This window comes from Cryptosporangium japonicum, from assembly GCF_039524755.1.
Lineage (GTDB): Bacteria > Actinomycetota > Actinomycetes > Mycobacteriales > Cryptosporangiaceae > Cryptosporangium > Cryptosporangium japonicum.
Genome location: NZ_BAAAGX010000016.1, coordinates 195,145 through 218,113, shown reverse-complemented (window position 1 = coordinate 218,113; position 22,969 = coordinate 195,145). Strand labels below are relative to the sequence as shown.

The window sequence follows — 22,969 nt, the reverse complement described above, 5'->3', positions numbered from 1 at the left end:
CCGTTGAGAGTGTCAATTAATGAGGAGCTCATCTAATGCCGTTCGTCGACAACATCGGTTTCCTGATGTCCCGGGCGAGCGGTCAGCTGGTCCGCGCGACGAACGCGGCGTTGGCCGAGGACGGGCTGCGGGTCCGCCAGTACTCGGTGCTCGCGCTCGTCTGCGAGTCCGACGCCGGGCTCTCCCAGCGTGACCTGGCCGAGGTGCTGGCGCTCGACCCCAGCCAGGTCGTCGCGCTCGTCGACGACCTGCACCGGGCCGGGCTGGTCGAGCGCCGCCCGTCACCGGCCGACCGCCGCACCAAGCTCGTCGTGCCGACGGAGCGCGGCCGCGGCGTCGCGGTCCGCGTCGGGGAGCGTGCCGACGCCCGGCTCGCCGACCAGCTGGGTGCGCTGAGCGACAGCGAGCGGGACACCCTGCGTGCCCTGCTCAGCCGGGTGATCGGCCTGGACGTCCCGGCCGTCTAGGGGCCGCTTCGAGGGACTCGGCCAGCGCGAGCACCGGGCCGTCCCGACCCGGCGCGGCTCCGAGATGGACCCCGACCGGCATGCCCTCGCCGTCCCGGCCCCACGGGATCGAGATGCCCGGCCCGCCGGTGACGTTGAACATCGCGACGAACGGCGAGAGCCGGAAGATCTCCCCGAACAGCTCCGCGGCCGGACGCTGCGTGGTGACCGTGCCGAGCGGCGGCGCCGGCCAGGCCGTGGTGGGGCTCAGCACCACGTCGACGTCGGCGAAGCGCGCGGCCAGGTCGAAGGCCAGCCGGTGCAGGTCGTGCAGCGCCCCGACCAGGTCGGTCGCGCGCAGGGCCCGTCCCCGTTCGACGACCTCACGGACGGCCGGCTCGAGGAGCGCGTCGCGGTCGGGCGGCACGAGCCGGGCCAGGTGCGCGCCGGCGATCGCGCCGAACAGCGGCCCGATCCGCTCCGCCTCCACCGCCGGCGCGAGGGCACGGACGTCGTGCCCCTGGTCGGCGAGCGCACCGGCCGCCGCGTCGGCCGCCGCGGCCCAGGCCGGGTGCACCGCGTCCCCGGCCGGTGCCGCGGTCAGCACGCCGATCCGTGCCGCCCCCGGCTCCGGCGCGGCCGGGGTGGGGCAGGGCAGCCACTCGCCGGGCGCGGCGCCCGCGGTCACCGCGAGCACCAGGCGCGTGTCGGCCACGGTGCGGGTGATCGCGTGTTCGTGGCTGAGCCCGAACCAGTCGTCGAGCCGGTGCGGGCCGGCCGGGTTCACCCCGCGGCTCGGTTTGAACCCGACCACCCCGCACCAGGCCGCCGGGATGCGCGTCGACCCACCGGAGTCGGTCGCGTGGGCGAACGGCACCAATCCGGCCGCGACGGCGGCCGCGGCCCCGCCGCTCGACCCGCCCGCCGACCGTCCCGGGTCGAGCGGGTTGCGTACCGGCCCCCACTGCGCCGGCTCGGTGGTGATGCCCAGCCCGAACTCCGGGGTGTTCGTGCGGCCCAGGATCACCGCGCCGGCGGAGCGCAGGCGCCGCACCAGCGTCGAGTCGCCCACCGGGCGGGCGTCGGCCAGCGCCCGTGACCCGCGCCGCAGCGGGAGGTCGGCCGCGTCGGCCTGCAGGTCCTTGAGCAGCGTCGGCACCCCCGCGAGCGCCCCGCCGGTGGGGGGCGGGCCCGGCGTGGCGACCAGCTCCACCACCGCACCCAGCTCCGGGCGGGCCGCGATCCGCCGCCGGGCCTCCGCGGCGAGCCGCGCGCCCAGCTCCGGCTCGGCCCGCACCGCGGCCGCGATCCGGGCGAGCGGCGCGTCGAGTAGGCTCATTCCCGGCCGGCGTCGATCAACGCGACCGCCAGCGCGCCCGGGTCGGAGAACATCAGCTCGTGACCGCCGGGCACCACGACGAGGCGGAAGTCGCCCAGGCGCTGCGACATTCCCGGGTGCCAGCTGAACTCCGCCGCCGGGAAGACGTTGTCGCCGTAGGCGTAGACGTAGGAGCGCGGCACCGGCAGCTCGGCGAATCCGGTCAGGTCCACCGGCTCCGCGCTGCGCGCCAGCGGCTCGGGGGAGGTCAGCGCGTAGGCGCGCTTCGCGGTCTCGGCGTCGGCGTCGTTGAGCAGGTGGTCGCGGAAGTACGGCCAGGGCAGCGTGAGCGTGCCGTCCGGCGCGGCGAGCGCACCGAAGGCCGCCGCGGCCGACGCCGGCACGGAGGAGAACACCGACGTGGCGTCGGCCAGGACGTAGGCGTTGAAGAACACCAGCCGGGCCAGCCGGTCGGGCACCCGCAGCGCGGCGAGCTGCACCACCGCGCCGCCGAAGCTGTGCCCGACCAGGACGACGTCGGTCAGGTCCCGGTCGCGGATCAGGTCGCTGACCGCGGCGGCGGTCGCGGCCATCGTGACGCCCGGCTCGGCGCGGTGGCCGTTGCCGGGCAACGTCAGCGTGTGGGCTTCGTGGCCCTGGCTCCGGAGCGCGGTGACGGTCTCGGTCCAGCACCGCTCGTCCTGCCAGGACCCGTGCACGAGTACGAATCGCATGCCCGGAGGCTAGGAATCCGCTGGTCAGTGCGGCGACACGATTCGTGCCACGGCGTCCGCCTGCTCGCGCCACCGCGACGGCGGGCAGCCGTACCGGGCGCGGAACTGCTCGGCGAAGCGGGACGCCGAGGCGAAGCCGAGATCGGCCGCGACGACCCCGACCGGCGCGGCGTTCCGGAGCAGCCGCCGGGCGGCCTCCTCCAGCCGGCGGCGCCGGATCGAGGCGGCCGCGCTCTCCCCGCCGTCGGCGAACGCGCGGTGCACGGTGCGTACCGAGACCCCCAGCCGGGACGCGAGGAACGCCACCCCGAGCCGCGGGTCACCGAGGTGCTCCTCGACGAGGCGGGCGGCGTCCGCGCGCACGTCCGCGCCGGGGCCGGGCGGTGTCAGTTCCCCGGCGACGGCGCCGAGCAGCGCGTCGAGCACCGCCGCCGCGGTCGTGGCCTCGCCCGGTGCGGCACTGCGGAGCGCACCGAACAGCCGGTGGGTGAACGGCGAGAGCGCCGTGCCCCGGATCGCCCCGGCGAACTGCGGGTAGCGCCGCGCGACGACCGGGCCGGGCACGGCCAGGAACGTCAGCCGGGCCGGGCCGCGGTAGGAGACCGTGAACGACTCGCCGGCCGGTACCACCACCAGGCGCCCGGGCCGGATCGGCTCCGCGCCGCCCCGGTGCTCGAGAACGCCGTCCGCAGACCGGGCCCGCAGCAGGAACACCCCGGACCCGCCCGGGACGTCACCGGCGCGGCGACGCGAGCGCACCGGCGAGACGTCCGCGTCGACGAACCCGACGCCACCGATCCCGGCGACCGAGAGGCGGGCCCGGAACGGCCCGTCGTCGGCGAACACGTCCTGGTCGACGAGCGTGTCGGCGAGCTCGGCGCGGAACGCGCGGAGCCCCGCGTCGCCCCGGTAGCTGCCCATGCTCCGAGAGCGTACGACTCGATTGTTTCTGACGAAGTGGGTTCCGGATCGCCGGGCGCGGGGTGACGATGGGGCGTATCCAGCTCAACGTCAGAGCGAGGAGCGCCCATGAAAACCCAGGCCGCCGTCGTCTACGAGCCCGGTAAGCCGATCGAGATCGAAGAAGTCGAACTGGACCGCCCGCGCGACGGAGAGGTGCTGATCCGGTACCTCTACGCGGGGTTGTGCCACTCGGATGTCCACATCGCGCACGGGGACCTGGAGGCCCGGCTGCCGATGGTCCTCGGCCACGAAGGGGCCGGCGTCATCGAGGAGGTCGGGCCGGGCGTCACGCGCGTGAAGCCCGGCGACCACGTCGTCTGCTCGTTCATTCCGAACTGCGGGGTCTGCCGGTACTGCGCGAACGGCCAGCAGTCGATCTGCGACCTGGGCGCGACCCTGCTGGAGGGTTCACTGCCCGGTGGCCGGTTCCCGATCACCGGCCGGTCCGGCGAGTACGGCGCGATGTGCCTGCTCGGCACGTTCAGCCAGTACGGCGTCATCCACCAGAGCTCGGTCGTGAAGGTCGACGACGACGTGCCGCTGGACAAGGCCGTGCTGGTCGGGTGCGGGGTGCCGACCGGGTGGGGGTCGGCGATCAACACCGCCGAGGTGAAGCCCGGCGACACGGTCGTCATCCTCGGCGTCGGCGGGATCGGCATCAACGCGGTGCAGGCCTCGGCGTTCGCCGGCGCGAAGAACGTCGTCGCGATCGACCCGCTGGCGAACAAGCGGGCCAAGGCGCAGGAACTCGGCGCCACCCACGTGTTCGCGTCGGCCGGGGAGGCCCTGCAGACGGTCTCCGACCTCACCCACGGGCAGATGGCCGACTCCGCGATCCTCACCCCGGGCCTGCTCACCACCGAGAACGTCGCCGACGGGTTCAACCTGGTCGGCAAGGCCGGCATCGTGGTGCTGACCGCGCTCAACAAGCTCGACGCGGTGAACATCCAGCTGCCCGGGTCGATCATGACGCTGTTCCGCAAGCAGCTGCGCGGCAGCCTGTTCGGTGACTGCAACCCCACCACCGACATCCCCCGGCTGCTCGGGCTCTACCGGAACGGCAACCTCAAGCTCGACGAGATCGTCACCAGGACCTACCGCCTGGACGAGGTCAACCGGGGCTACGAGGACCTGCTCAACGGGGAGAACGTGCGCGGGGTCGTGATCCACGAGCACTGAAGTCCGCACCCCGGCGTTCCGCGGTACGGCATAGTGTCGTCCCGTGGAACGCCGGAGTGGCCTCGTGTTGGCCGGTGTGGACGGCAGCCCCACGTCCGTGCGGGCCGGGGCGTACGCGGCCGGGCTGGCCCGGCGCCAGGGGGCGGAGTTCCTCGTCGTCTACGTCGCCTCGCGGCCGGCGCTCGCGTCGATGTCCCCGGAGGCGATGCAGGTCGCCGAGGAGGCCGTCGAGCAGACCATCGCCGAGCTGCGCGAGAGCATCGAGTCGTCGGCGACGTGGGCCGGGGTCACCGTGCGGTTCCTCGCGGTCCGCGGTGACCCGTTCACCGAGATCTGCCGGGTGGCGAGCGACGAGCGGGCCGACGCGGTGGTGGTGGGCGCGTCGACGCACGCGGGCCACCGCTGGGTGGGTTCCCTGGCCGTCCGGCTCGTGAAGGCCGGCCGATGGCCGGTCACGGTGGTGCCCTGACGGGTGCGTGCCGGGTGCGCGACGGGTGCGGTGAGCGGGGCGGCTCCCCGGGTGGGTGCGCGACGGGAGCGTGGCGCCGGCGGACCTCGCATCGGTGCGGCGGGCACCGATGAGCTCGTCGACCGCACATCCGAGGAGGTGGACATGACCCAGGTTTCGAGCATCGACGCGACCACGGCCGTAGGGCGGCCGGTACGCGCGCCGCTGGCGCCGGTGGGCGATCAGCACTTCGCCTACGTGCTGCAGGGACTGATCGGGGCGCAGCTGGCGCGCACGTCCGCCGAGCCCGTGCCGGACGAGGCCCCGGCGCTCCCGGCCGGCCTCCCGACCGGCGCGGTCACCGTCGGCCCGAACGGCCCGACCACGATCGGCGCCTTCCGTTTCTGGCACCGGGTGCTGCCCACCGACGCCTGACCGGAGAGGCCGCCGTCGACGGCCTCCCGGGCCGGGACCGGACGACGCCCACGGCGGCCGGAACCTGTGAAACAGGCCCTAGCCCGGCAGCAGCGAGTCGGACGGACCGGCGCTGCCGGCGGGGTACTCCTGCAGCGGCACCTCGCCGGCGCGCCACGCGTCGATCACCGGCTGGACGATGTGCCAGCACATCTCGGCGGTGTCACCGCGCACCGACAGCGTCGGGTCGTCCTCCAGCACACCGCGGAGCACCTCGCCGTAGGGCGGCAGCGCGCCGGGCCCGAAGTCCGACCCGAGCGTCACCGGGTCCAGCACGAACGGGTCGCCGGGACCGTTGATGTCCAGGTCGAGCTCGAGCCGGTCCGGGCTGAACAGGATCCGGAGCCGGTCCGGGCGGTCCGGGCCGGTCAACCCGGTCGGCACCCACGGCGCCGGCTTGAACGTCACGACCGCTTCCTTGCGCCGGTTCCCGACCGCCTTGCCCGACCGCAGCCGGAACGGCACCCCGGCCCACCGCCAGGTGTCGACCGCGAGCACGACCTCGGCCAGCGTCTCGGTGCCCCGGGCCGCGTCGACGCCCGGTTCGTCGGCGTACGAGGGCAGCGACCGCTCGCCGATCGTCCCGGCGGTGTAGCGCGCCCGGCGGCTGGCGGTCCGCGGGTCGTCACCCCAGACGTGTGTCGCCCGCAGCACCTGCGCCTTGCTGTCGCGGAACTCGTGCGCGTCCAGGCTCGGCGGGGCGTCCATCGCGATCATCGCGAGGATCTGGAGCAGGTGGCTCTGGATCATGTCGACGAGCGCGCCCGCGCCGTCGTAGTAGCCGGCCCGGCTCTCCAGGCCCAGGTCCTCGTCGAACACGATGTCGACGGACTCGACGTGCTGGTTGGTCAGCACCGGCTCGAAGATCCGGTTGGCGAACCGCAGGCCGAGGATGTTCAGCACCGTCGACTTGCCGAGGAAGTGGTCCACCCGGTGGATCCGTGCCTCCGGCACCAGCTGCACCAGCAGCGCGTTCAGCGCGTGCGCGGTCTTCTCGTCGACGCCGAACGGCTTCTCGAGCACGAGCCGGGTGCCCGGGGGCAGGCCGACGTCACGCAGCGCCGCGCACGCCTTCGCGGTGACCGAGGGCGGCAGCGCGAAGAAGATCACGATCTCGCCGTGGCACGCGTCGAGCAGGCGCGTGAGGTCGTCGCCGTCGGTGACGTCGGCACGCAGGTACCGGGCGTCGATCTCCTCGTCGCGGCCGAACGATTCGCGCACCCGGGCGCGCCACCGCTCGTCGTCCCAGTCGTCCATTCCGGAGCCCACCAGCGCGATGTCCTTCGCGCCGCCGAGTTCCAGGAGCTTCCCGAGCCCGGGCAGGAGCAGGCGCGCGGTCAGGTCACCGCTGGCGCCGAGAATGAGCAAGGTCTGGTCGGTCATGTACCGGCCATGCCCGTCTCACCCGGCACTCATGCCGTCCAGCAGGACGTTGATGACCAGCGCGCGCCGCCCGCGGTCGTCCCCGGCCGCCTCGACGCCGTACGAGGCGCCGATCAGCAGCGCCATCACGGTCGGCACGTCGAGGTCGGCGCGGACCGCACCGGCGCTCTGGGCGCGGCGGAGCAGCAGGTCCAGCGCGTCGCGTACGCCGGTGCCGACACCGGCCTTCACCGCGTCCAGTTCGACGCCGGCCGCGGCCAGCGCGTCGGCGATCGCGTTCTTCGCCGGTGACGCGTCGACGGCCAGCGCGATCTGCTCCCGGAACGCCCGCCCGGGGTCGGGTTGGTCGGCGGCGGCGCGCAGCTGGGCGGCGAGCCGGTCGAGCCGGGACAGGAACACCGCCTCGAGCAGCGCCTCCTTGGTGGGGAAGTGCCGGAAGACCGTGCCGATGCCGACGCCGGCGGCCTGCGCGATCTCCTCGGTGGACGCGCCGGTGCCGCGGGTGGCGAACACCGTCTCGGCGGCCTCGAGCACTTTGGCGCGGTTGCGCCGGGCGTCGGCACGCAGCGGACGGTCGGCGGTCATCGGGGCCTCGACAAACGGAGTCGAGACTCCGTATCGTAGGGAATCGGAGTCACGACTCCGATTCTAGAGGAGAGAACCATGCCTGCTGCCGACCTGTTCCGCCACCTGCTCGACGGCCTGTCGTCCGACGACTGGACGCAGCTCGCCGCGCTCTACGCCGAGGACGCCCACGTGACGATCCCGCTGGCCCTGCCCGAGCCGACCGTGCTGAACGGCCGCGCCGAGATCGCCGAGCACTTCGCCCGGATGACGTCCCTGCCGGTCCGTTTCGCGGTCACGAAGCTGGTCGTGCACGAGACCGTCGATCCCGACGTCGCGATCGCGGAGTTCGACTACGACGTGGAGGTGACGACCACCGGAGCGCGTGTCCGCGTCTCGAACGTTCAGTATCTGCGCTCCCGCGACGGGCTCATCGCCGAGACGCACGACTACCACGACCACGCCCGGCTGGGTCGCGTACTAGCTAATGCAACTAGCTAAAACCCGAAGTACTATCGGAGGCATGCTCACCCCCGACCTGATCCACGGCGCCGTCGAGATCGAGCGGACCGACCGCGGTCTGCGTCCGCACCGGCTCCCGGCGTGGGCCCGCGCCCAGGCGCAGGACCCGCAGCTCGACACCGTCGAGGCCCAGCCGGCCGGGGTGCGGCTGGCGTTGCGCACCACGGCCACCACGGTCGAGCTGGACAGCGTGCGCACCCGGCGGGAGTTCCCGGGCGTGCCCGACCGGCCGGACGGCGTCTACGACCTGCTGGTCGACGGTGTGCTGACCGCGCAGCGCAGCGTAGGCGGCGGCGACACGGTCACCGTCGACCCGGCGGCCGGCACCGTGACGCGTCAGGTCGGCGAGCCGGGCACGCTCACGTTCGACGGCCTGCCCGGGCACGACAAGCGGGTCGAGATCTGGTTGCCGCACCACGAGACCACCGAGCTCGTCGCGCTGCGGGCGAACGCGCCGGTCACCGCCGCGGAGCACGCCGGGCCGCGCTGGTGGCACCACGGCAGCTCGATCAGCCAGGGCTCCAACGCGGCGAGCCCGTCCACGACCTGGGTGGCGCTGGCCGCGGCGGCGACCGGCGCCGACGTGACGAACCTGGGCTTCGGCGGCAGCGCGCTGCTCGACCCGTTCGTCGGGCGCATCCTGCGCGACAGCGACGCCGACCTGATCAGCGTCGAGATCGGCATCAACCTGGTCAACGCCGACCTGATGCGCCGCCGGGCGTTCGCCCCGGCCGTGCACGGCCTGCTCGACACGATCCGCGACGGCCACCCCACGACGCCGATCGTGGTGATCTCGCCGCTGTACTGCCCGATCCACGAGAACACGCCGGGCCCGGGCGCCTTCGACGTCGACGCGCTGCGCGAGGGCCGGGTGGCCTTCGTCGCGACCGGCGAACCCGCCCCCGACAAGCTGACCCTCACCGTGATCCGCGACGAGCTGACGAGGCTCGTCGGGGTCCGCGCCGACCCGCACCTGCGCCTGGTGAACGGGCTCGACCTGTACGGCGAGGCCGACCACGCCGAGCACCCCCTCCCCGACCGCCTCCACCCCGACGCCGCGACCCACCGCCTGATCGCCGACCGCTTCGCGCACTCACTGACCCCTTCCGCCTGACCACGGTGAGCCCCTCGGCGGTGCCACACGTACTCCCGCGGGAGTAGGCGGCCGACACCGGCGGGAGGATGAGCGGGCCCGGCCGAATTCCTAGCGTTCCCGGCATGACGACAACACCCACCCGCCGGGCCGTGCTGCGCTGGGGCGCGGCGGCGGCCGCGCTGGTCGTCGTGCCGTCCGCGGGCCTCGCCGGGTTCGTCTGGGCCGACGCCGGGCGCGGCAACGTCGGCACGCTGCGGTTCCGCAACCGGCTGCCGATCCCGCCGCAGCTCGACGCGAGCACCGGCGCCGCGCTCACGCTGCGGAGCGGGGAGTCGGGGCTGCTCCCGGGCCGCAGCACGCCGACCTGGGGTGCGAACGGCGCGATCCTCGGGCCGACGCTGCGTGCCCGCCGCGGGGCCCGCGTGAGCGTCGCGGTCACCAACCGGCTCCCCGAGACCACCTCCCTGCACTGGCACGGCATGCACCTGCCCGCGGTCGCCGACGGGGGCCCGCACCAGCCGATCGCGCCCGGCGCGACCTGGCGTCCGACCTGGACGGTCGAGCAGCGCGCGGCCACGCTCTGGTACCACCCGCACCTGCACCGCACCACCGCCCGGCACGTCTACCGGGGCGTCGCCGGGCTCTTCCTCGTCGACGACGAGTACAGCGACACGCTCCCGCACGACTACGGCGTCGACGACGTCCCGCTGATCGTCCAGGACCGGAACGTCACCCGCGACGGGCGGCTCGACGAGGCGAACCTCGGGTTCGGCGGCCTGGCCACGACCGGGCTGCTCGGCGACACGATCCTGGTCAACGGCGGGTACGACCCGTACGTCGACGTGGTCACCCGGCGGGTGCGGTTCCGGCTGGTCAACGGCTCCAACGCCCGCGTCTACTCGTTCGGGTTCGCCGACCACCGCGCGGTCACGCTGGTCGCGACCGACGCCGGGTGGCTGGAGACGCCGGTGCGGTGCACGCGGCTGCGGCTCTCCCCGGGCGAGCGCGCCGAGATCGTCGTCGAGTTCGAGCCGGGGGAGCGGGTCGTGCTCCGGTCCTGGCCGCCCGAGCTCGGCGGCAACGTCCTCACCCAGCGGCTGGCCGGCGGGGACGACACGTTCGACGTCGTCCAGGTGCGTGCGGCGGCCACGCTGCGTCCCTCACCGGCCGTGCCGGAGCGGCTGACGACCGGGGTGCGCCGACCCGCGATCACCGTCGCCGAACCGTTCCGGCTGGAGCTCGGTGAGTTCCACCTCAACGGCGCGGTGCTGGAGCACGGGCGGATCGACCGGCGGGTCGCCCCGGGGTCCGTCGAACGGTGGGAGATCCGCAACCCCGGCCAGAACGTGCACAACGTCCACGTGCACGGCGCCTCGTTCCACCTGCTCGACCGGGACGGCGCGGCGCCGCCGGAGACCGAACGCGGCGAGAAGGACACCGTGTTCGTGCCGGCCGACAGCACGGTGACGCTCGCGGTGCGCTACGGCACGCACGTCGACGCCCGGACACCGTACATGTACCACTGCCACCTGCTCGCGCACGAGGATGCGGGGATGATGGGGCAGTACGTCGTGGTCGGGTCCGGGGGCGTCGCGCCGGCGCATCGGCACGGGGAGTGAGCCTGTGGTCAACGTCGTGCTGAGCGTCGTGACGGCGGTGGCCGTGACGGTCGCGGTGGTGGTGAGCCCGGAGGAGGCCCGGCCGGGTGCGGTGGCCGCCGCGTCCGCGCTCGGCGTCACGCTCGGCGCGCTGCTGCTGGTGCGCCGCCGGTGGCCGGTGACCGTGCTGGTGGCGTCGCTGGTCGCGGTGCTCACCTACAACAGCACCGGGTTCCCCGGGATGGGGCCGCTGTGGCCGCTGCTGGTGCCGCTGTACACGGTCGCGCGGACCGGCCGGGTGCTCACCGGCGCCGGGGTGGGTGCCGTCGCGATCCTGATCGGGGCCGGGTGGGTGCTGCGTGCGGGCGTGCCGCCGCTGGAGCTGCTCGACATGGTCGTGCGCGAGGTCGCGGTGTACGCGCTGGCGCTGGTCGCGGGCACCGCGGTGCGCACCAGGGACCGGCTCGCGGCGGAGTTCGGGGCGCGCCTCGCGGCCGAGCGCAGGCAGCGGGAGTGGGAGGCGTCCGAGCGCGTGCTCACCGAGCGGTTACGGATCGCCCGCGAGTTGCACGACGTCACCGCGCACACCGTGGCGGTCGTCGGGTTGCAGATCACGCTGGCCAAGGAGCTGGTGGACCGCGATCCGGAGGCGGCCAAGACGCTGCTGGAGGGCACCCGCCGGATCAATGTGGACGCGATCGGCGAGCTGCAGGCCAGCGTGACGCTGCTGCGTGACGGCGAGGAGCCGGTGCTGGCGCTGCCCGACGAGTCGCAGCTGGACGAGCTCGTGAGCCGGGCCGCGGACAGCGGCGTGACCGTCTCGCTGGCCCGCTCCGGCGAGGCCGGGCCCTACCCGCCCGCGGTGGGGCTGACCGTCTACCGGATCGTGCAGGAGGCGCTCACCAACGTGCTGCGCCACGCGTCCGCGTCCACCGCGGCGGTGGTGGTCGACCGGTCGCCGGACGGGGTGGCGGTGACCGTCACCGACGACGGGCGCGGCGGCCCGGTGGGGGCGTGGGGGCACGGGCTGACCGGCATGCACGAGCGGGCGTCGAGCCTCGGCGGCTCGTTGCGCGCCGGGCCGGCCGCGCGCCGCGGCTTCGAGGTGAGGGCCTGGCTACCGGCCGAGGAGGAGGGCGCGTGATCCGGGTGCTGCTCGCGGACGACCAGCAGCTCGTGCGGGTGGGGCTGCGCAGCCTGCTGGAGCTCGACGGTGACATCGCGGTCGTCGCGGAGGCCGCCGACGGCCCGGAGGCGCTGCGCGAGGCCGCCCGGGTCGGTCCGGACGTGGCGCTGCTCGACATCCGGATGCCGCACCTGGACGGCCTCGAGGTCACCCGCCGGCTCGCGGCCGCCCAGCCGGACGTCCGCATCGTGATCCTGACGACGTTCGAGATCGACGCCTACGTCTTCGAGGCGCTGCGGTCGGGGGCGAGCGGTTTCCTGTCCAAGACCGTGAGCCACGACGAACTCTGCCGGGCCGTGCGGGTGGTCGCCGGCGGTGAGGCGCTGCTGAGCCCGAGCGTCACCGCGCGCGTCATCGCCGAGTTCAGCCGCCGGGTGGAGCCACCGGAGTCGAGCCCGGAGCGGCTCGCGGCGCTCACCGACCGCGAGCGCGAGGTCCTCACGCTGATCGCGAGGGGCCTCAACAACGCCGAGATCGGCAACGCGCTGGCGATGAGCCCGCTCACCGCGAAGACCCACGTCACCCGCATCATCACGAAGCTCGCCGCCCGCGACCGGGCCCAGCTGGTGGTGCTCGCCTACGAGACCGGCCTGGTCCGGCCGAGCGGCAGGTAGTCCTCGGTGCGCCCGTCCTGCGGGAGCCCGCTGCGCTCGGCGACGAACGCGACCGTCTCCTCGAGCGTCGAGGACTCGGCGATCACGTGCTCGTCGGGCACCCCGAGCCGATCCGACTCCAGGTACCAACTGGTCAGCGCGTCCGGGCCCACCGTCGCCGACAGCGACCGGCCCGCGTGCCTGCGCAGCGTCTCGGACAGGCTGACGTCGAACCAGAAGAACGTGGAGCGTCCGGGGTGCCCGGCCGCGAGCGCCACCAGCTCCGAGCGGTAGCGCTCCGCGGTCAGGATTCCCTCGACGACCACCGAGTACCCGTGCGCGAGCGCCACCCGCGCGGTCGCGGCGATCAGCGTCGGCGCCAGCCCACCGGCCACGTCGTGCTCCCAGAGCACGCTGCGCCGCAGGTAGTCCTGGTCGACGAGCGCACATCCGCGCCCGTGCCGCCGGCGCAGCTCGCGCGCGACCGTGCTCTTGCCCGAGCCGGAGTTCCCCCGCAGGACCACCAGGACGGACGACTCCGGGGACGTGCGCGCGCCGTGCTCGGACGCCTGGCCACTCGGCATGCGAAACCGTAGCAGCCGAGGGCCGGCTCCCGGCCCAGCCGCTAGTTGGGGGTCGAGTACACGTTGAGGAGATTCCCGTCGGGATCGCGGAAAAGCATCGACCGGTTGCCCCAGGGCTGGCTGACCGGCTCCTGAACCCAGTCGGTGACGTGGCCGTCAAGCCGCGTACGCACCTCATCGGTGTCCTCGACCTGGAACTCCAGGATCGCCGAACGGTTGGCCCGGGCCGAGGCCGCCCCGTTGTTGTAACGGTTGACGCCCGCGGTGGTCACCAGCGCCAGGACCGCCCCGCCGGCGTGCATCTCGACGTAGTCCTCACCACCGAAGGGAGTCACCGGATCGGTGGCGAGGAGGACGCGGTAGAACGCCGTGAGCGCGGCCAGGTCATCAGTCACCAGCCGTACCGATGCGAGCTTCATCTGAACTCTCCTTCATCATTCCGCTACGATACAGTAGCGTAGCGGAGTAGAGAGCGGAGTTCACTGATGGCCCCCGACAGTCGCGTGCAGAAATCCAGAGCGGCGGTGCTCGCGCAGACCTATGAGCTACTGACCGAGGGCGGCATCGGCGGCGTCAGTATCGAGGAAGTGTCCCGCCGCTCCGGAGTGGCTAAGACCACGATCTACCGGCACTGGCCGTCCAAGGTCGCGCTCCTGCTCGACGCCTGCTCGAGCATCGGCACACCACCGGAGACGCCCGACACCGGAAGCCTCGCGGGAGACCTCACCGCCCTGACCGAACGGCTGGCCGAGCAGCTGCGTACCGCCCGCTGGGCCGCCGTCCTGCCCTCGATCATCGACGCCGCCGAACGAGACCCCGACCTGGCCGGCCTGCACACCACCCTCCACGCCGAAATCATGGAACCGTTCACCACCGTCACCGAACGCGCCCAGGCCCGAGGCGAACTCGCAGCCGGCCGGGAGCCGGCCGACCTCGTCGCCGCGATCGCCGGACCCCTCTTCTACCGCCGCTGGTTCTCCCGCGAACCCCTCCACGACGCCGCGATCCACCACATCGTCCGCGACGCACTCACCCGGGCCACGACCTAGGGCAAGCCGGAACCACAGTCAGCGGCATCTGGGCATTCGGGTTGTCCGGTCGAATCTGGTCACTGCGTGTCCGTTCAGTCCCAGTGGCCGTCAACCAGGTGGACACGCCGCAGGCCGGGAGTAACAGCGGCGACGCCGTGGCCAGCCTCGGACGCCGTGAAGCGGCCTTCGCTGACCGCAGCGTCGTAGGTGCCACCGTAGGCATACTCGGCGAGGACACCGGTCACGCGGTGGTGGGCCGCCCAGGTCAGCCCGGCCTTCTCGGTCTCGAAGACACCTGACGCGTAGCGGGCCCGGTCACCGTGGAAGATCCAGACCGTCGTGCGCAGCGGACTTCGCTGGTCATCGGTGGGCCGGCGACGCATCCCCTCCGGGGTGAACGAGAACGAACGGGGAAAGTCACCCGGACGATGGCGCACGGCTAGAACCACCGGCTCCGGATGGATCCCCTCCTGCTCATCAGCGTCGGAGTTCCCCACGGAGTTCCACACGTGAATGCAGATCAGTTCGTCGTCGGGATTCGCCGTGGCGTAGCAGAGTGTTTTGGGCCACAAAGGATTACGGCCGCCGACCCACAGCGATGGGGCGCCGAACCTGTCGAGGGCCTGGGAAAGCGTCCGATCTTCCCGGACCCAGTCGTCGATGTCCGCAGCCAACCGGTGGTATTCCGCTGCCGCCAAGGTTCGATCCAGGTCGAGCCAGCCGCATCGGTGCGCGATGGCGGCGTAGAGCGACGCGGTGGCGTCGCGCAACCCGTCTGCCGGTAGCACGTTGCTGTAGGCGCCCTCCACTCCGGTGGCGGTGAAGGCGTGGCGTTTGCGGAGCCCGTCGAGCTCTGCTTCCCACCGAGGTGAGCTGCCGTCCACGGCCGCCATCGCATCCAGCAGCAACCGCTCCGCCGTCTCCTGACGGCCGTACATGCCGGGCCGACGAAGTGCTCCGTTCACCTGCGTGCGAAGGTGCTGACGCGCCTCTCGGAGGATGGAACCTTCATCGCTGCTCATCGATGGTGATCATGTCACCCCGGGGCGGCCGGGCCGCACGCTCGAGTCAGCCTCCGTCTCCCGTTGGCGATCGGCTAACGCCGCCCCCGGACCCTTCCGGCAGGCGCCGCGAACGCGGTGGCCGACACCCACGAAGGGGAAGAACTGATGCATGTGACACGAGGGCTGGCGGCGACCGCCGGTCTCGCTCTGATGACGGCGCTGACCGTGTTCGCCGCGGCACCGGCGCAGGCCGTGCCTGAGTGCGCTGGCTTCACCGAGGCACAGGCGGCCGCGATCGCTACCATCTCGACGGGGGCGATCACCCGCAGGACGAGTGCTACAACGGCAACCCGGTGACCAACGGCGAACTGCCGTGACAGCGCCAGCCGGGCCAGCGCGGGCCAGCCGTCGTACCGGGCCGCTCGGCCAACGCCCGTGTGGGGTGCCAGCCGACGCCCCCGAGCGGTGACCTCCACGTCGGTGAACGCGAGATCGTCGGTGTCGAGGCGGAGCAGGCGTCGTCGACGGTCACGCAGACCTCCGCCGGCGCGAGTGCGATCACCGCGGAGACGACGTCGGTCGCGTCCGCGCCCCCCGGTAGCGAGTCGAGGAGGGCCCGGATCGGCCGGCCGGCGTCCTCGTGCTCCGGGTCGCAGCTCACCCAGGCCTCGATGCCGCGCGGAGCGAGCGCGGACGCCCGGAACGCCTGGGCCAGTGCGGTGGTCTTCCCGAACCCGGCCCCGGCGACCAGGGTGGTCAGCCGGCGATCCCAGCGTTGCTCCAGCGCCCGGACCAACCGCTCACGCGGCAGCTCGACGTCGAGTGGCCGGGGCCACCCCTAGGGTGGGCGTCGTGATCCTTCCCGACGACGCGGCCGTCCTCGCCGCCGCCTCCGCGTTCGCCCCGACGCTCCGGGCCGGTGCGGAGGAACGCGACGCCACCGCCGCGCTCCCGTACCGCGAGCTCGAGCAGCTCGCCGCGACCGGCCTGCTCGGCCTGCGGGTGCCGCGGGAGCTCGGTGGCGCCGGTGTCAGCACCGCCACCGTCGCCGAGGTGTTCCGGGTGCTCTCGGCCGCCGATCCCGCGGTCGGCCAGATCCCGCAGAACCACGTCGCGTTCGTCGACCTGGTGCTGCGCGCGGGCACCCCGGCCCAGCGCGAGTTCTTCGCGGCCGAGTTCCTGGCCGGCGCGCGCCTCGGCAACGCCCTCTCCGAGCGGGGCACCACGACCTCGCGCGCCTACCGGACGCGGATCCTGCCGAGGGGCGACGACTACGTTGTGAACGGCACGAAGTACTACTCGACCGGCGCGCTCACCGCCCAGTGGATCCCGGTCTTCGGCCTCGACGAGCTCGACGAGGTCTCGGTGGCCTACGTGCGCCGGGACACGCCGGGTGTCGACGTCGACCAGGACTGGAACGCGTTCGGCCAGCGGGCGACGTTCAGCGGCACGACCCGGCTCACCGACGTCGTGGTGCCGGCCGCACACGTGCTGCGCCGGCCGTTCCGCGTCGTCGCCGGCACGACGTTCTCCGCGTTCGGCCAGATCATCCACGCCGCGATCGAGGTCGGCATCGCCCGGGGCGCGCTCACCGACGGCGTGGCGTTCCTGCGGGACAAGGCCCGGCCGGCGCACGGCTCCGGGTACGACCGGGCGGTCGACGACCCGCACCTGGTCCGGCTCGCCGGTGAGCTGGAGATCGACGTGCGTGCCGCGGAGGCGCTGCTGGTCTCCGCGGCCCGTGCGGTGGACGACGCGGACGCCGCCGGCGCCGGCGCGGACGCCCAGGCCGCTCCGGACCGGGTCACCCACGCCCGGCTCGAGGTCGCGGCGGCCAAGGCGTTCGCCGGTCGTGTCGCGCTCGACGTCGCCACCCGGCTGTTCGACTTCTCCGGCTCGAGCGCGGCCGACCGCCGACACGACCTGGACCGGCACTGGCGCAACGCCCGCACCCACACCCTGCACGACCCGGCGCGGCTCAAGGAGCTGGCGCTGGGCACGTTCCTGGTCACCGGCGAAGGCCCCGACCCGGCGAACACTCTGATCTAAGCCTTAAGGCCACATCGGACCTCTGGAACCACACCATCGAAGAGGAGTACGGTCGCGTACCCCAAGCAATCGCTTGGTCACACCCACTCTCGCCGATGAGAGGAGTGGTCCATGCCCGTCAACCGCAGAACCGTCCTGAAAGGCGCGGCCGCACTCGCCGCCGCCGGGTTCGCCGCCGAAGCGTTCGCCCTTCCGGCGTCCGCCGCCACGCTCGCCCCGCCCCCCGCGTTCCCCTCCGGTATCGAGCTCTACCAGCAGGCCTACGTGAACTGGTCCGGCGAGATCGACCTCGCCGACGTCTGGACCTGCGCACCGGCCACCCCGGCCGACGTCGTCACGGTCGCCAACTGGGCCCACGCCAACGGCTACCGGGTCCGCCCCAAGGGCATGAGCCACGGCTGGTCGCCGACGCTCCTGCCGGCCGGCGCCGACGTCAGCAAGGTCGTGCTCGTCGACCTGACCAGGAACCTCAAGAGCATCCAGGTCGGCAGCAGCAGCGTCACCGTGCAGGCCGGCGCGACGATCGACCAGCTCACGGTCGCCCTGGAGAACGCCGGCAAAGGGCTGGCCGCCCTCACCGCCCCCGGCAACCTCACGGTCGGCGGCGTGCTGGCGATCGGGGCCCACGGCTCGGCCGTCCCGGCCACCGGGGAGACCCGGATCCCCGGCACCAGCTACGGAACGCTCAGCAACCTCGTCCTCTCGCTCACCGTGGTCGCGTGGAACGGCACCGCCTACGCGCTGAAGACCTACACCCGCACCCAGCCCGACATCGCCGCGTTCCTGGTGCACCTCGGCCGCGCGTTCGTCGTCAGCGCCACGCTGCAGGTGGGCACGAACACCAGGCTGCGCTGCCAGAGCTTCTACGACATCCCCACCGCCACGCTGTTCGGGGCGCCCGGCACCGGCGGGCGCACGCTCTCGAGCTACCTGAACTCCAGCGGCCGGGTGGAAGCGATCTGGTTCCCGTTCACCGACCGGCCCTGGCTCAAAGTCTGGACCATCGCACCGACAAAACCGGTGCTCTCCAAGACCGTCACCGCGCCCTACGCGTACACGTTCGCCAACTTCCTCACGCCCGAGCAGAGCAACTTCCTGTCCAAGATCGTCAAGGGCGACGTCAGCGGCACCCCGGCGTTCCAGAACCTCCAGATCTCGATCGTCGGCTCCGGGCTGATCGTCACCGGCACCTGGGACATCTGGGGCTGGTCGAAGAACTCGCTGCTCTACGTCCAGCCGACCACGCTGCGCATCGTCGAGGCCGGGTACGCGGTGCTCACCTCGCGGGCCAACGCCCAGCGGGTCGTCCACGAGTTCTACGTCAAGTACCAGGAGCGCATCACCGCCTACCAGGCCCAGGGCAAGTTCCCGATGAACGGCCCGGTCGAGATCCGGGTGACCGGCGTCGACGCCCCGGCGGAGGTGGCGGGCGGCGGCGTGAGCCCTCAGCTCTCGGCGGCCCGGCCGCGCCCCGACCACCCGGAGTGGGACACCGTGGTCTGGCTCGACATGGGCACGATCCCCGGCACCCCGGAGTGCGACGCGTTCTACGCCGACATGGAGGCGTGGATCGTCGCCAACTACAGCGGCAGCTACGCGACCGTCCGTCCGGAGTGGTCGAAGGCGTGGGCGGTCACGCCGTCCGGCGCCTGGACCGACAACGCCACGCTCACCGGGCGCATCCCGCAGAGCCTCCGCGCCGGGCAGCCGTCCGGCGACAACTGGGACACCGCCCGGGCCACGCTCAACGCGGCCGACCCGCACCGCATCTTCAGCAACACGTTCCTGGACGTCCTACTGCCCTAGGAGCGCCGTGCCGAGTGCCGTCCGGCGGTAGAGCACTGCGAGGCCCTGCCGCCGGGCGGTCACCAGCCCGGCGTCGCGCAACACCGCGAGGTGCGCGGACACCGTGGACGCGGCCAGCCGGTGCCGCCGGGCCAGCGCGGTCGTCGACGTCGGCTCGTCCAGGCCGCTCAGCAGCGCGGCCCGGTTCGGCCCGAGCAGGCGGGACAGCGGCTCCGCCGCTCGGCGGATCTCCCAGGCCCGCGCCATCCCCAGCGCCGGGTAGATCACGGTCGGCTGCCACGGTGCGGCGAACCCGCTGATCACCTCGGGCCAGGCGAACACGCTGGGCATCAGCAGCAGCCCCCGCCCGGCCAGGTCCTGCGCGAACGACGCGCTGCCGCTGTGCAGCGTGAGCGTGCCGCCGTCCCAGCTCAGGTCGCGGTGCAGGCCGTCGAAGAGCGCACCGAGCCCACCGGCGGCCACCCGGCGCGAACGCTCGTCGATGTCGGCCTCCAGCACGGCCAGCAGCCGGTCCCACCGCGGAGCGACGAGGGCGTCCCAGGCCCGCTCGGTGGCGTCGGCCAGCGCCCGGACCGCCGCGGCCGGATCGTCGAGCAGACGACGGCGCGCCGGGTGCGTCGTGTCGGCGCCGGTGCTCGCGAACGAGCGGCTCATCTCGGCCCGCGCCGCGTCCGGATCGGTGGCGCGCAGCCGCGCGAGCTCGTCGGCGAAGTCGGGGTCGCGGCCGAGCGGAGCGGCCGGGGGCGGGCCGAGGAAGTCCGGCGTATACCCGGCGACCGGCATGAGCAGCGGCAACGGCCCGAGATCCGGCCGGGTACGGCCCAGCCACGCCTGGTGGTAGCCGTGCCGCGCCGGCCGGAGCAGCGTACGCACCGCCTCGTGGGTCTCGCACAGCGGCGACACCGCGAACCGGCACCGCAGAAGGTCCGCTTCGGCGAAGCGGAGTCGGAGAGGCATCCGTCTCTCATTCGTCAGCAGCCGAAAGACTATTCCGCCGACGCCGGGCCGCGCGACGCTGCCGCCCATGTCGACGGGTTACCGTGCGGTCCTGGTGGTGCCGGAGTTCCGGTTCGTGTTCGCGGCCCACGCGCTCTCCACGCTGGGCACCGTGGTGTGCGAGCTCGCGCTCGCCGTGCTGGTCTTCCAGCGCACCGCGTCGCCGCTGCTCAGCGCGTTGACGTTCGCGCTCGGGCTGTTGCCGTACGTGCTCGGCGGCACGGTGCTCTCGGCGGTGGCCGACCGGTTCCCGGCGCGCCGCGTGCTCGTCACCTGCGACCTGGTGTGCGCCGGGCTGGCCGCCGGGCTGCTGGTGCCGTGGATGCCGGTGGCCGCGTTGCTGGCGCTGCGGTGCGTCGTCGCGGCGATCGCCCCGGTGTTCGCCGGCACGCGGGCGGCCACGCTCGGCGACGTCCTGCCCGGCGGTGCGCTGTTCTCGCTCGGCACCTCGCTGCTCCGGGTGACCAACCAGACCGCGCAGCTGACCGGGTTCGCGGTCGGGGGCGTGCTCCTGGCGGCGATCCCGCCCCGGGCGGTGCTCGGCGTCACCGTGTCGACGTTCCTGGTCTCCGCGCTGCTGCTCGCCGTGGGCACACCGGCGCGCCCGGCGCGGTCGGTGGACGGCGGCGCGCTGCTGAGCGCCTCGTGGAGCGGCGCGCGGGTGCTGCTCGCCGATCGTCGGGTACGGGCGTTGTTGGCGCTGGCGTGGGTGCCGCCGATGTTCGTGGTGGTGTCCGAGGGGCTGCTGACGTCCTACGTCGGCGCGCTGGGCGCGAGCCCGGCCGGGCTGGGGCCGCTGATGTGCGGGATGCCGATCGGCGCGATCGGAGGGTCGCTGCTCGCCGGGACGCTGCTCGGCCACCGCGCGCGGGTGCGGCTGTGTTTCCCGGTCGTGCTCGCGGCCACGCTGCCGCCGCTGGGCTACCTGACCCACCCCGGGGTCGCGGTGGCGCTGCTCTGCCAGATCGGCGTCGGCGCCGGGATCGTCTACACGTTCGGCGTCGACGCGTGGTTCCTCGACGTGGTGCCCGAGCACCTGCGTGGCCGGGCGATGACGCTGCTGACCGCCGGGTCGATGACCGCGCAGGGGCTGGGCATGACCCTCGCCGGCGCCGCCGCCGAGTTCGCCCCGGTGCACGCCGTGATCGCGGGCGGCGCCGTGATCGCGCTGCCCACCGTCGGCCTGGTGGTGGGGTACGCGTCCCGCGTGCGCCGGGTGGCACCCGCGTCAGCCGGGTTCCGGCCGGGCGGATGAGCCGGCGGCACGGAGGCGGGTGCCCAGTTCGTGGCAGCGGGCCGCCAGCTCGGGCGGGTCGAGCACCACGAACTCGTGGTCGAGCAGCGCCATGTGCAGCAGCACACCGTCGAGGTTGTCGGCCCCGGCACGCACCTCGCACCGCCCGTCGCCGGCCGGGTACACGACGGCCGCCGACACCGGGATCTCGTCGCGCACCAGCTCCGCCGGCGCGTGCACCAGGAACCGCGCCCGGCGCGCGTAGACCCGGCTCGCGACGCCCTCGTGCACGTACGTCGCCGCGTCCGGAGCGTCGGCCCGCGGCCGGAAGTGCCACGTCCGCGCGGTCACCGCGGTCATCCGGTCGACGCGGAACGTCCGCCAGTCGTCGCGGTCGCGGTCGAACGCCAGCAGGTACCAGCGCCGGTCCGACGAGACCAGCCGGTACGGCTCGACCCGCCGCGGACCCGACGAGTAGGCGAACTCCACCTCGACCTGATCGCGGCAGGCCCGGGCCAGCACCATCAGCACGTCCGGGTCGACCGGCGTCCGCCCGCCGCGCCCGAACGACTCCACCGCCCCGGAGAGCGCACGCACCTCCGACCGCAGCCGGGTCGGCAGCAGGCGGTCGAGCTTCGTCAGCGCCCGCAGCGCCGCGTCACCGGCGCTCGCCACCCCGCCACCGGCCCCGGCCAGCAGCGACACCGCGGTGGCGATCGCCTCCTCGTCGTCGAGCAGCAGCGGTGGCAGGTCCTGCCCGGGCCCCAGCTGGTACCCGCCGCCGACCCCCTGGCTCGCGTGCACCGGGTACCCGAGCGTGCGCAACCGCTCGACGTCGCGCCGTACCGTCCGCGCCGTCACCCCGAGCCGCTCGGCGAGGTCGGGCCCGGTCCAGACCTGGCGCTGCTGCAGCAGCCCCAGCAACGCGAGCACCCGCTCGGCCGTGTCCATGAACCCAGTTCACCACGAATAGCGGACCGATCCTGTCCGCCAGGGCTGCCACAGTGTCCCCATGAACTGGAACCGCGCACTTCGTGAGCAGTGGGAATGGCACTGGAACAGTCAGGTGCGGGAACGCCTGGCCGGCCTCACCGACGACGAGTACTTCTGGTCACCGGTGCCCGGCGAGGCCTGGAACGTGCGCCGGCGAACCGCGGAGGGCGAACCGGGCACCGGGGACTTCACGATCGACTTCGCGTTCCCCCAACCCACACCGCCGCCGTTCACGACGATCGCCTGGCGGCTCGGCCACGTCATCGTCGGCGTGCTCGCCGCACGCAACGCGGCCCACTTCGGCGCGCCGCCCGCGGCCTACGGGACCTGGGCGTACGCGGGCACCGCGCAGGCCGCCCTGGACCAGCTCCACACTCAGCTGGACGTCTGGACGGCCGGGGTCCGCGGGCTCGGTGACGACGACCTCGCGGTGCCGGTCGGGGCGAAGGAGCCCTACCCGGACGCCCCGATGGCCGACCTGGTGCTGCACATCCACCGCGAACTGATCCACCATCTCTCCGAGGTCGCGCTCCTGCGTGACCTCTACCAGCACACGAACGGAGCGCCCCGATGAGCCGGACCGTCCAGGTCACCTTCGACGCCCACGACCCCCGCGCGCAGTCGGTGTTCTGGGCCGACGCCCTGGGCTACGTCATCCCCGGCCCGCCCGGCGTCGACGTGCCCGCGGACGCCGACCCGCTGGCGGCCTGGGACGACTTCCTCGCGCGGATCGGCGTCCCGGAGGAGTTCCGGAACAGCCGATCGGCG

Annotated in this window: 26 protein-coding genes; 15 read left to right on the top strand and 11 right to left on the bottom strand. The window is 73.5% G+C overall.

From position 1 onward, the window contains the following. The first annotated feature begins 35 nt into the window (after positions 1-35). Positions 36-467, top strand: a complete 432-nt coding sequence (locus ABD437_RS20625) for a MarR family winged helix-turn-helix transcriptional regulator (protein ID WP_344650516.1) — start codon at positions 36-38, stop codon at positions 465-467. Here ABD437_RS20625 and ABD437_RS20620 read toward each other — a convergent pair. The 3 genes from ABD437_RS20620 to ABD437_RS20610 are packed head-to-tail and all read right to left on the bottom strand — an operon-like array spanning position 430 to position 3,419. After that, the gene (locus tag ABD437_RS20620) at positions 430-1,785 is read right to left on the bottom strand and encodes an amidase (RefSeq protein WP_344650515.1); all 1,356 of its coding nucleotides are present in this window, start codon (positions 1,783-1,785) and stop codon (positions 430-432) included. The genes ABD437_RS20625 and ABD437_RS20620 overlap by 38 nt on opposite strands. Then, on the bottom strand, positions 1,782-2,498 hold the full coding sequence (locus ABD437_RS20615) for an alpha/beta fold hydrolase (RefSeq protein ID WP_344650514.1): 717 nt from the start codon (positions 2,496-2,498) through the stop codon (positions 1,782-1,784). Before ABD437_RS20615 ends, ABD437_RS20620 begins: the two co-directional genes overlap by 4 nt. Positions 2,499-2,522: 24 nt before the next feature. Then, the gene (locus ABD437_RS20610; protein ID WP_344650513.1) at positions 2,523-3,419 is read right to left on the bottom strand and encodes a helix-turn-helix domain-containing protein; all 897 of its coding nucleotides are present in this window, start codon (positions 3,417-3,419) and stop codon (positions 2,523-2,525) included. A gap of 108 nt (positions 3,420-3,527) precedes the next feature. Between ABD437_RS20610 and ABD437_RS20605 the strand changes: the two genes are divergently transcribed. The 3 genes from ABD437_RS20605 to ABD437_RS20595 all read left to right on the top strand — a co-directional run bounded on the left by ABD437_RS20605 (position 3,528) and on the right by ABD437_RS20595 (position 5,523). Next, the gene (locus ABD437_RS20605; protein WP_344650512.1) at positions 3,528-4,640 is read left to right on the top strand and encodes an NDMA-dependent alcohol dehydrogenase; all 1,113 of its coding nucleotides are present in this window, start codon (positions 3,528-3,530) and stop codon (positions 4,638-4,640) included. A 43-nt stretch (positions 4,641-4,683) separates the two neighbouring features. Further along, on the top strand, positions 4,684-5,109 hold the full coding sequence (locus ABD437_RS20600) for a universal stress protein (protein ID WP_344650511.1): 426 nt from the start codon (positions 4,684-4,686) through the stop codon (positions 5,107-5,109). 144 nt (positions 5,110-5,253) lie between these two features. Beyond that, on the top strand, positions 5,254-5,523 hold the full coding sequence (locus tag ABD437_RS20595) for a hypothetical protein (RefSeq protein WP_344650510.1): 270 nt from the start codon (positions 5,254-5,256) through the stop codon (positions 5,521-5,523). A 78-nt stretch (positions 5,524-5,601) separates the two neighbouring features. On the opposite strand, the gene ABD437_RS20590 is transcribed toward ABD437_RS20595, so the two are convergent. Together ABD437_RS20590 and ABD437_RS20585 are read right to left on the bottom strand one after the other, a co-directional pair. Next, entirely contained in the window at positions 5,602-6,945 is a 1,344-nt protein-coding gene (locus tag ABD437_RS20590) for a glucose-6-phosphate dehydrogenase (protein WP_344650509.1), read from the bottom strand. A gap of 18 nt (positions 6,946-6,963) precedes the next feature. Then, on the bottom strand, positions 6,964-7,530 hold the full coding sequence (locus ABD437_RS20585) for a TetR/AcrR family transcriptional regulator (protein ID WP_344650508.1): 567 nt from the start codon (positions 7,528-7,530) through the stop codon (positions 6,964-6,966). Between the two features lie 78 nt (positions 7,531-7,608). Between ABD437_RS20585 and ABD437_RS20580 the strand changes: the two genes are divergently transcribed. The 5 genes from ABD437_RS20580 to ABD437_RS20560 all read left to right on the top strand — a co-directional run bounded on the left by ABD437_RS20580 (position 7,609) and on the right by ABD437_RS20560 (position 12,525). Then, the gene (locus tag ABD437_RS20580; protein ID WP_344650507.1) at positions 7,609-8,010 is read left to right on the top strand and encodes a nuclear transport factor 2 family protein; all 402 of its coding nucleotides are present in this window, start codon (positions 7,609-7,611) and stop codon (positions 8,008-8,010) included. A gap of 22 nt (positions 8,011-8,032) precedes the next feature. Beyond that, positions 8,033-9,145: an SGNH/GDSL hydrolase family protein gene (locus tag ABD437_RS20575; protein WP_344650506.1), complete on the top strand. Its 1,113-nt coding sequence runs from the start codon at positions 8,033-8,035 to the stop codon at positions 9,143-9,145. Between the two features lie 104 nt (positions 9,146-9,249). After that, on the top strand, positions 9,250-10,746 hold the full coding sequence (locus ABD437_RS20570; protein ID WP_344650505.1) for a multicopper oxidase family protein: 1,497 nt from the start codon (positions 9,250-9,252) through the stop codon (positions 10,744-10,746). A 4-nt stretch (positions 10,747-10,750) separates the two neighbouring features. After that, complete coding sequence (locus tag ABD437_RS20565) at positions 10,751-11,869, top strand: sensor histidine kinase (protein ID WP_344650504.1); 1,119 nt, start codon at positions 10,751-10,753, stop codon at positions 11,867-11,869. Continuing rightward, positions 11,866-12,525 carry a response regulator transcription factor gene (locus tag ABD437_RS20560; protein WP_344650503.1) on the top strand — a complete coding sequence of 220 codons (660 nt, stop codon included), beginning with the start codon at positions 11,866-11,868 and terminating at the stop codon, positions 12,523-12,525. Before ABD437_RS20565 ends, ABD437_RS20560 begins: the two co-directional genes overlap by 4 nt. Here ABD437_RS20560 and ABD437_RS20555 read toward each other — a convergent pair. After that, on the bottom strand, positions 12,489-13,088 hold the full coding sequence (locus ABD437_RS20555; protein WP_344650502.1) for an AAA family ATPase: 600 nt from the start codon (positions 13,086-13,088) through the stop codon (positions 12,489-12,491). The genes ABD437_RS20560 and ABD437_RS20555 overlap by 37 nt on opposite strands. Positions 13,089-13,129: 41 nt before the next feature. Then, positions 13,130-13,507, bottom strand: a complete 378-nt coding sequence (locus tag ABD437_RS20550) for a VOC family protein (RefSeq protein WP_344650501.1) — start codon at positions 13,505-13,507, stop codon at positions 13,130-13,132. Positions 13,508-13,573: 66 nt separating this feature from the next. On the opposite strand from ABD437_RS20550, the gene ABD437_RS20545 reads away from it, so the two are divergent. Next, complete coding sequence (locus tag ABD437_RS20545) at positions 13,574-14,137, top strand: TetR/AcrR family transcriptional regulator (protein WP_344650500.1); 564 nt, start codon at positions 13,574-13,576, stop codon at positions 14,135-14,137. 74 nt (positions 14,138-14,211) lie between these two features. On the opposite strand, the gene ABD437_RS20540 is transcribed toward ABD437_RS20545, so the two are convergent. Both ABD437_RS20540 and ABD437_RS20535 read right to left on the bottom strand, forming a co-directional pair. Continuing rightward, complete coding sequence (locus tag ABD437_RS20540; protein ID WP_344650499.1) at positions 14,212-15,141, bottom strand: DUF7710 domain-containing protein; 930 nt, start codon at positions 15,139-15,141, stop codon at positions 14,212-14,214. Between the two features lie 319 nt (positions 15,142-15,460). Next, the gene (locus ABD437_RS20535; protein WP_344650498.1) at positions 15,461-15,919 is read right to left on the bottom strand and encodes a hypothetical protein; all 459 of its coding nucleotides are present in this window, start codon (positions 15,917-15,919) and stop codon (positions 15,461-15,463) included. A 56-nt stretch (positions 15,920-15,975) separates the two neighbouring features. Between ABD437_RS20535 and ABD437_RS20530 the strand changes: the two genes are divergently transcribed. Both ABD437_RS20530 and ABD437_RS20525 read left to right on the top strand, forming a co-directional pair. Continuing rightward, the gene (locus tag ABD437_RS20530) at positions 15,976-17,172 is read left to right on the top strand and encodes an SfnB family sulfur acquisition oxidoreductase (protein WP_344650497.1); all 1,197 of its coding nucleotides are present in this window, start codon (positions 15,976-15,978) and stop codon (positions 17,170-17,172) included. A 111-nt stretch (positions 17,173-17,283) separates the two neighbouring features. Then, positions 17,284-18,978 carry a cholesterol oxidase substrate-binding domain-containing protein gene (locus ABD437_RS20525; protein WP_344650496.1) on the top strand — a complete coding sequence of 565 codons (1,695 nt, stop codon included), beginning with the start codon at positions 17,284-17,286 and terminating at the stop codon, positions 18,976-18,978. Here the strand turns inward: ABD437_RS20525 and ABD437_RS20520 are convergent. Then, a complete protein-coding gene (locus ABD437_RS20520; protein ID WP_344650495.1) occupies positions 18,967-19,935 on the bottom strand; it encodes an ArsR/SmtB family transcription factor in 969 nt (322 codons plus the stop codon). The genes ABD437_RS20525 and ABD437_RS20520 overlap by 12 nt on opposite strands. 67 nt (positions 19,936-20,002) lie before the next feature. Between ABD437_RS20520 and ABD437_RS20515 the strand changes: the two genes are divergently transcribed. Further along, a complete protein-coding gene (locus tag ABD437_RS20515) occupies positions 20,003-21,229 on the top strand; it encodes an MFS transporter (protein WP_344650494.1) in 1,227 nt (408 codons plus the stop codon). Here ABD437_RS20515 and ABD437_RS20510 read toward each other — a convergent pair. Further along, a complete protein-coding gene (locus tag ABD437_RS20510; protein WP_344650493.1) occupies positions 21,203-22,159 on the bottom strand; it encodes a helix-turn-helix transcriptional regulator in 957 nt (318 codons plus the stop codon). The two genes, ABD437_RS20515 and ABD437_RS20510, sit on opposite strands and share 27 nt — an antisense overlap. Before the next feature lie 61 nt (positions 22,160-22,220). Here ABD437_RS20510 and ABD437_RS20505 point away from each other — a divergent pair, with 61 nt between their 5' ends. Together ABD437_RS20505 and ABD437_RS20500 are read left to right on the top strand one after the other, a co-directional pair. After that, a complete protein-coding gene (locus ABD437_RS20505; protein ID WP_344650492.1) occupies positions 22,221-22,775 on the top strand; it encodes a DinB family protein in 555 nt (184 codons plus the stop codon). Next, positions 22,772-22,969 (top strand): VOC family protein (locus ABD437_RS20500; protein WP_486304009.1); only part of this gene is annotated, 198 nt, incomplete at its 3' end. The genes ABD437_RS20505 and ABD437_RS20500, both read left to right, overlap by 4 nt.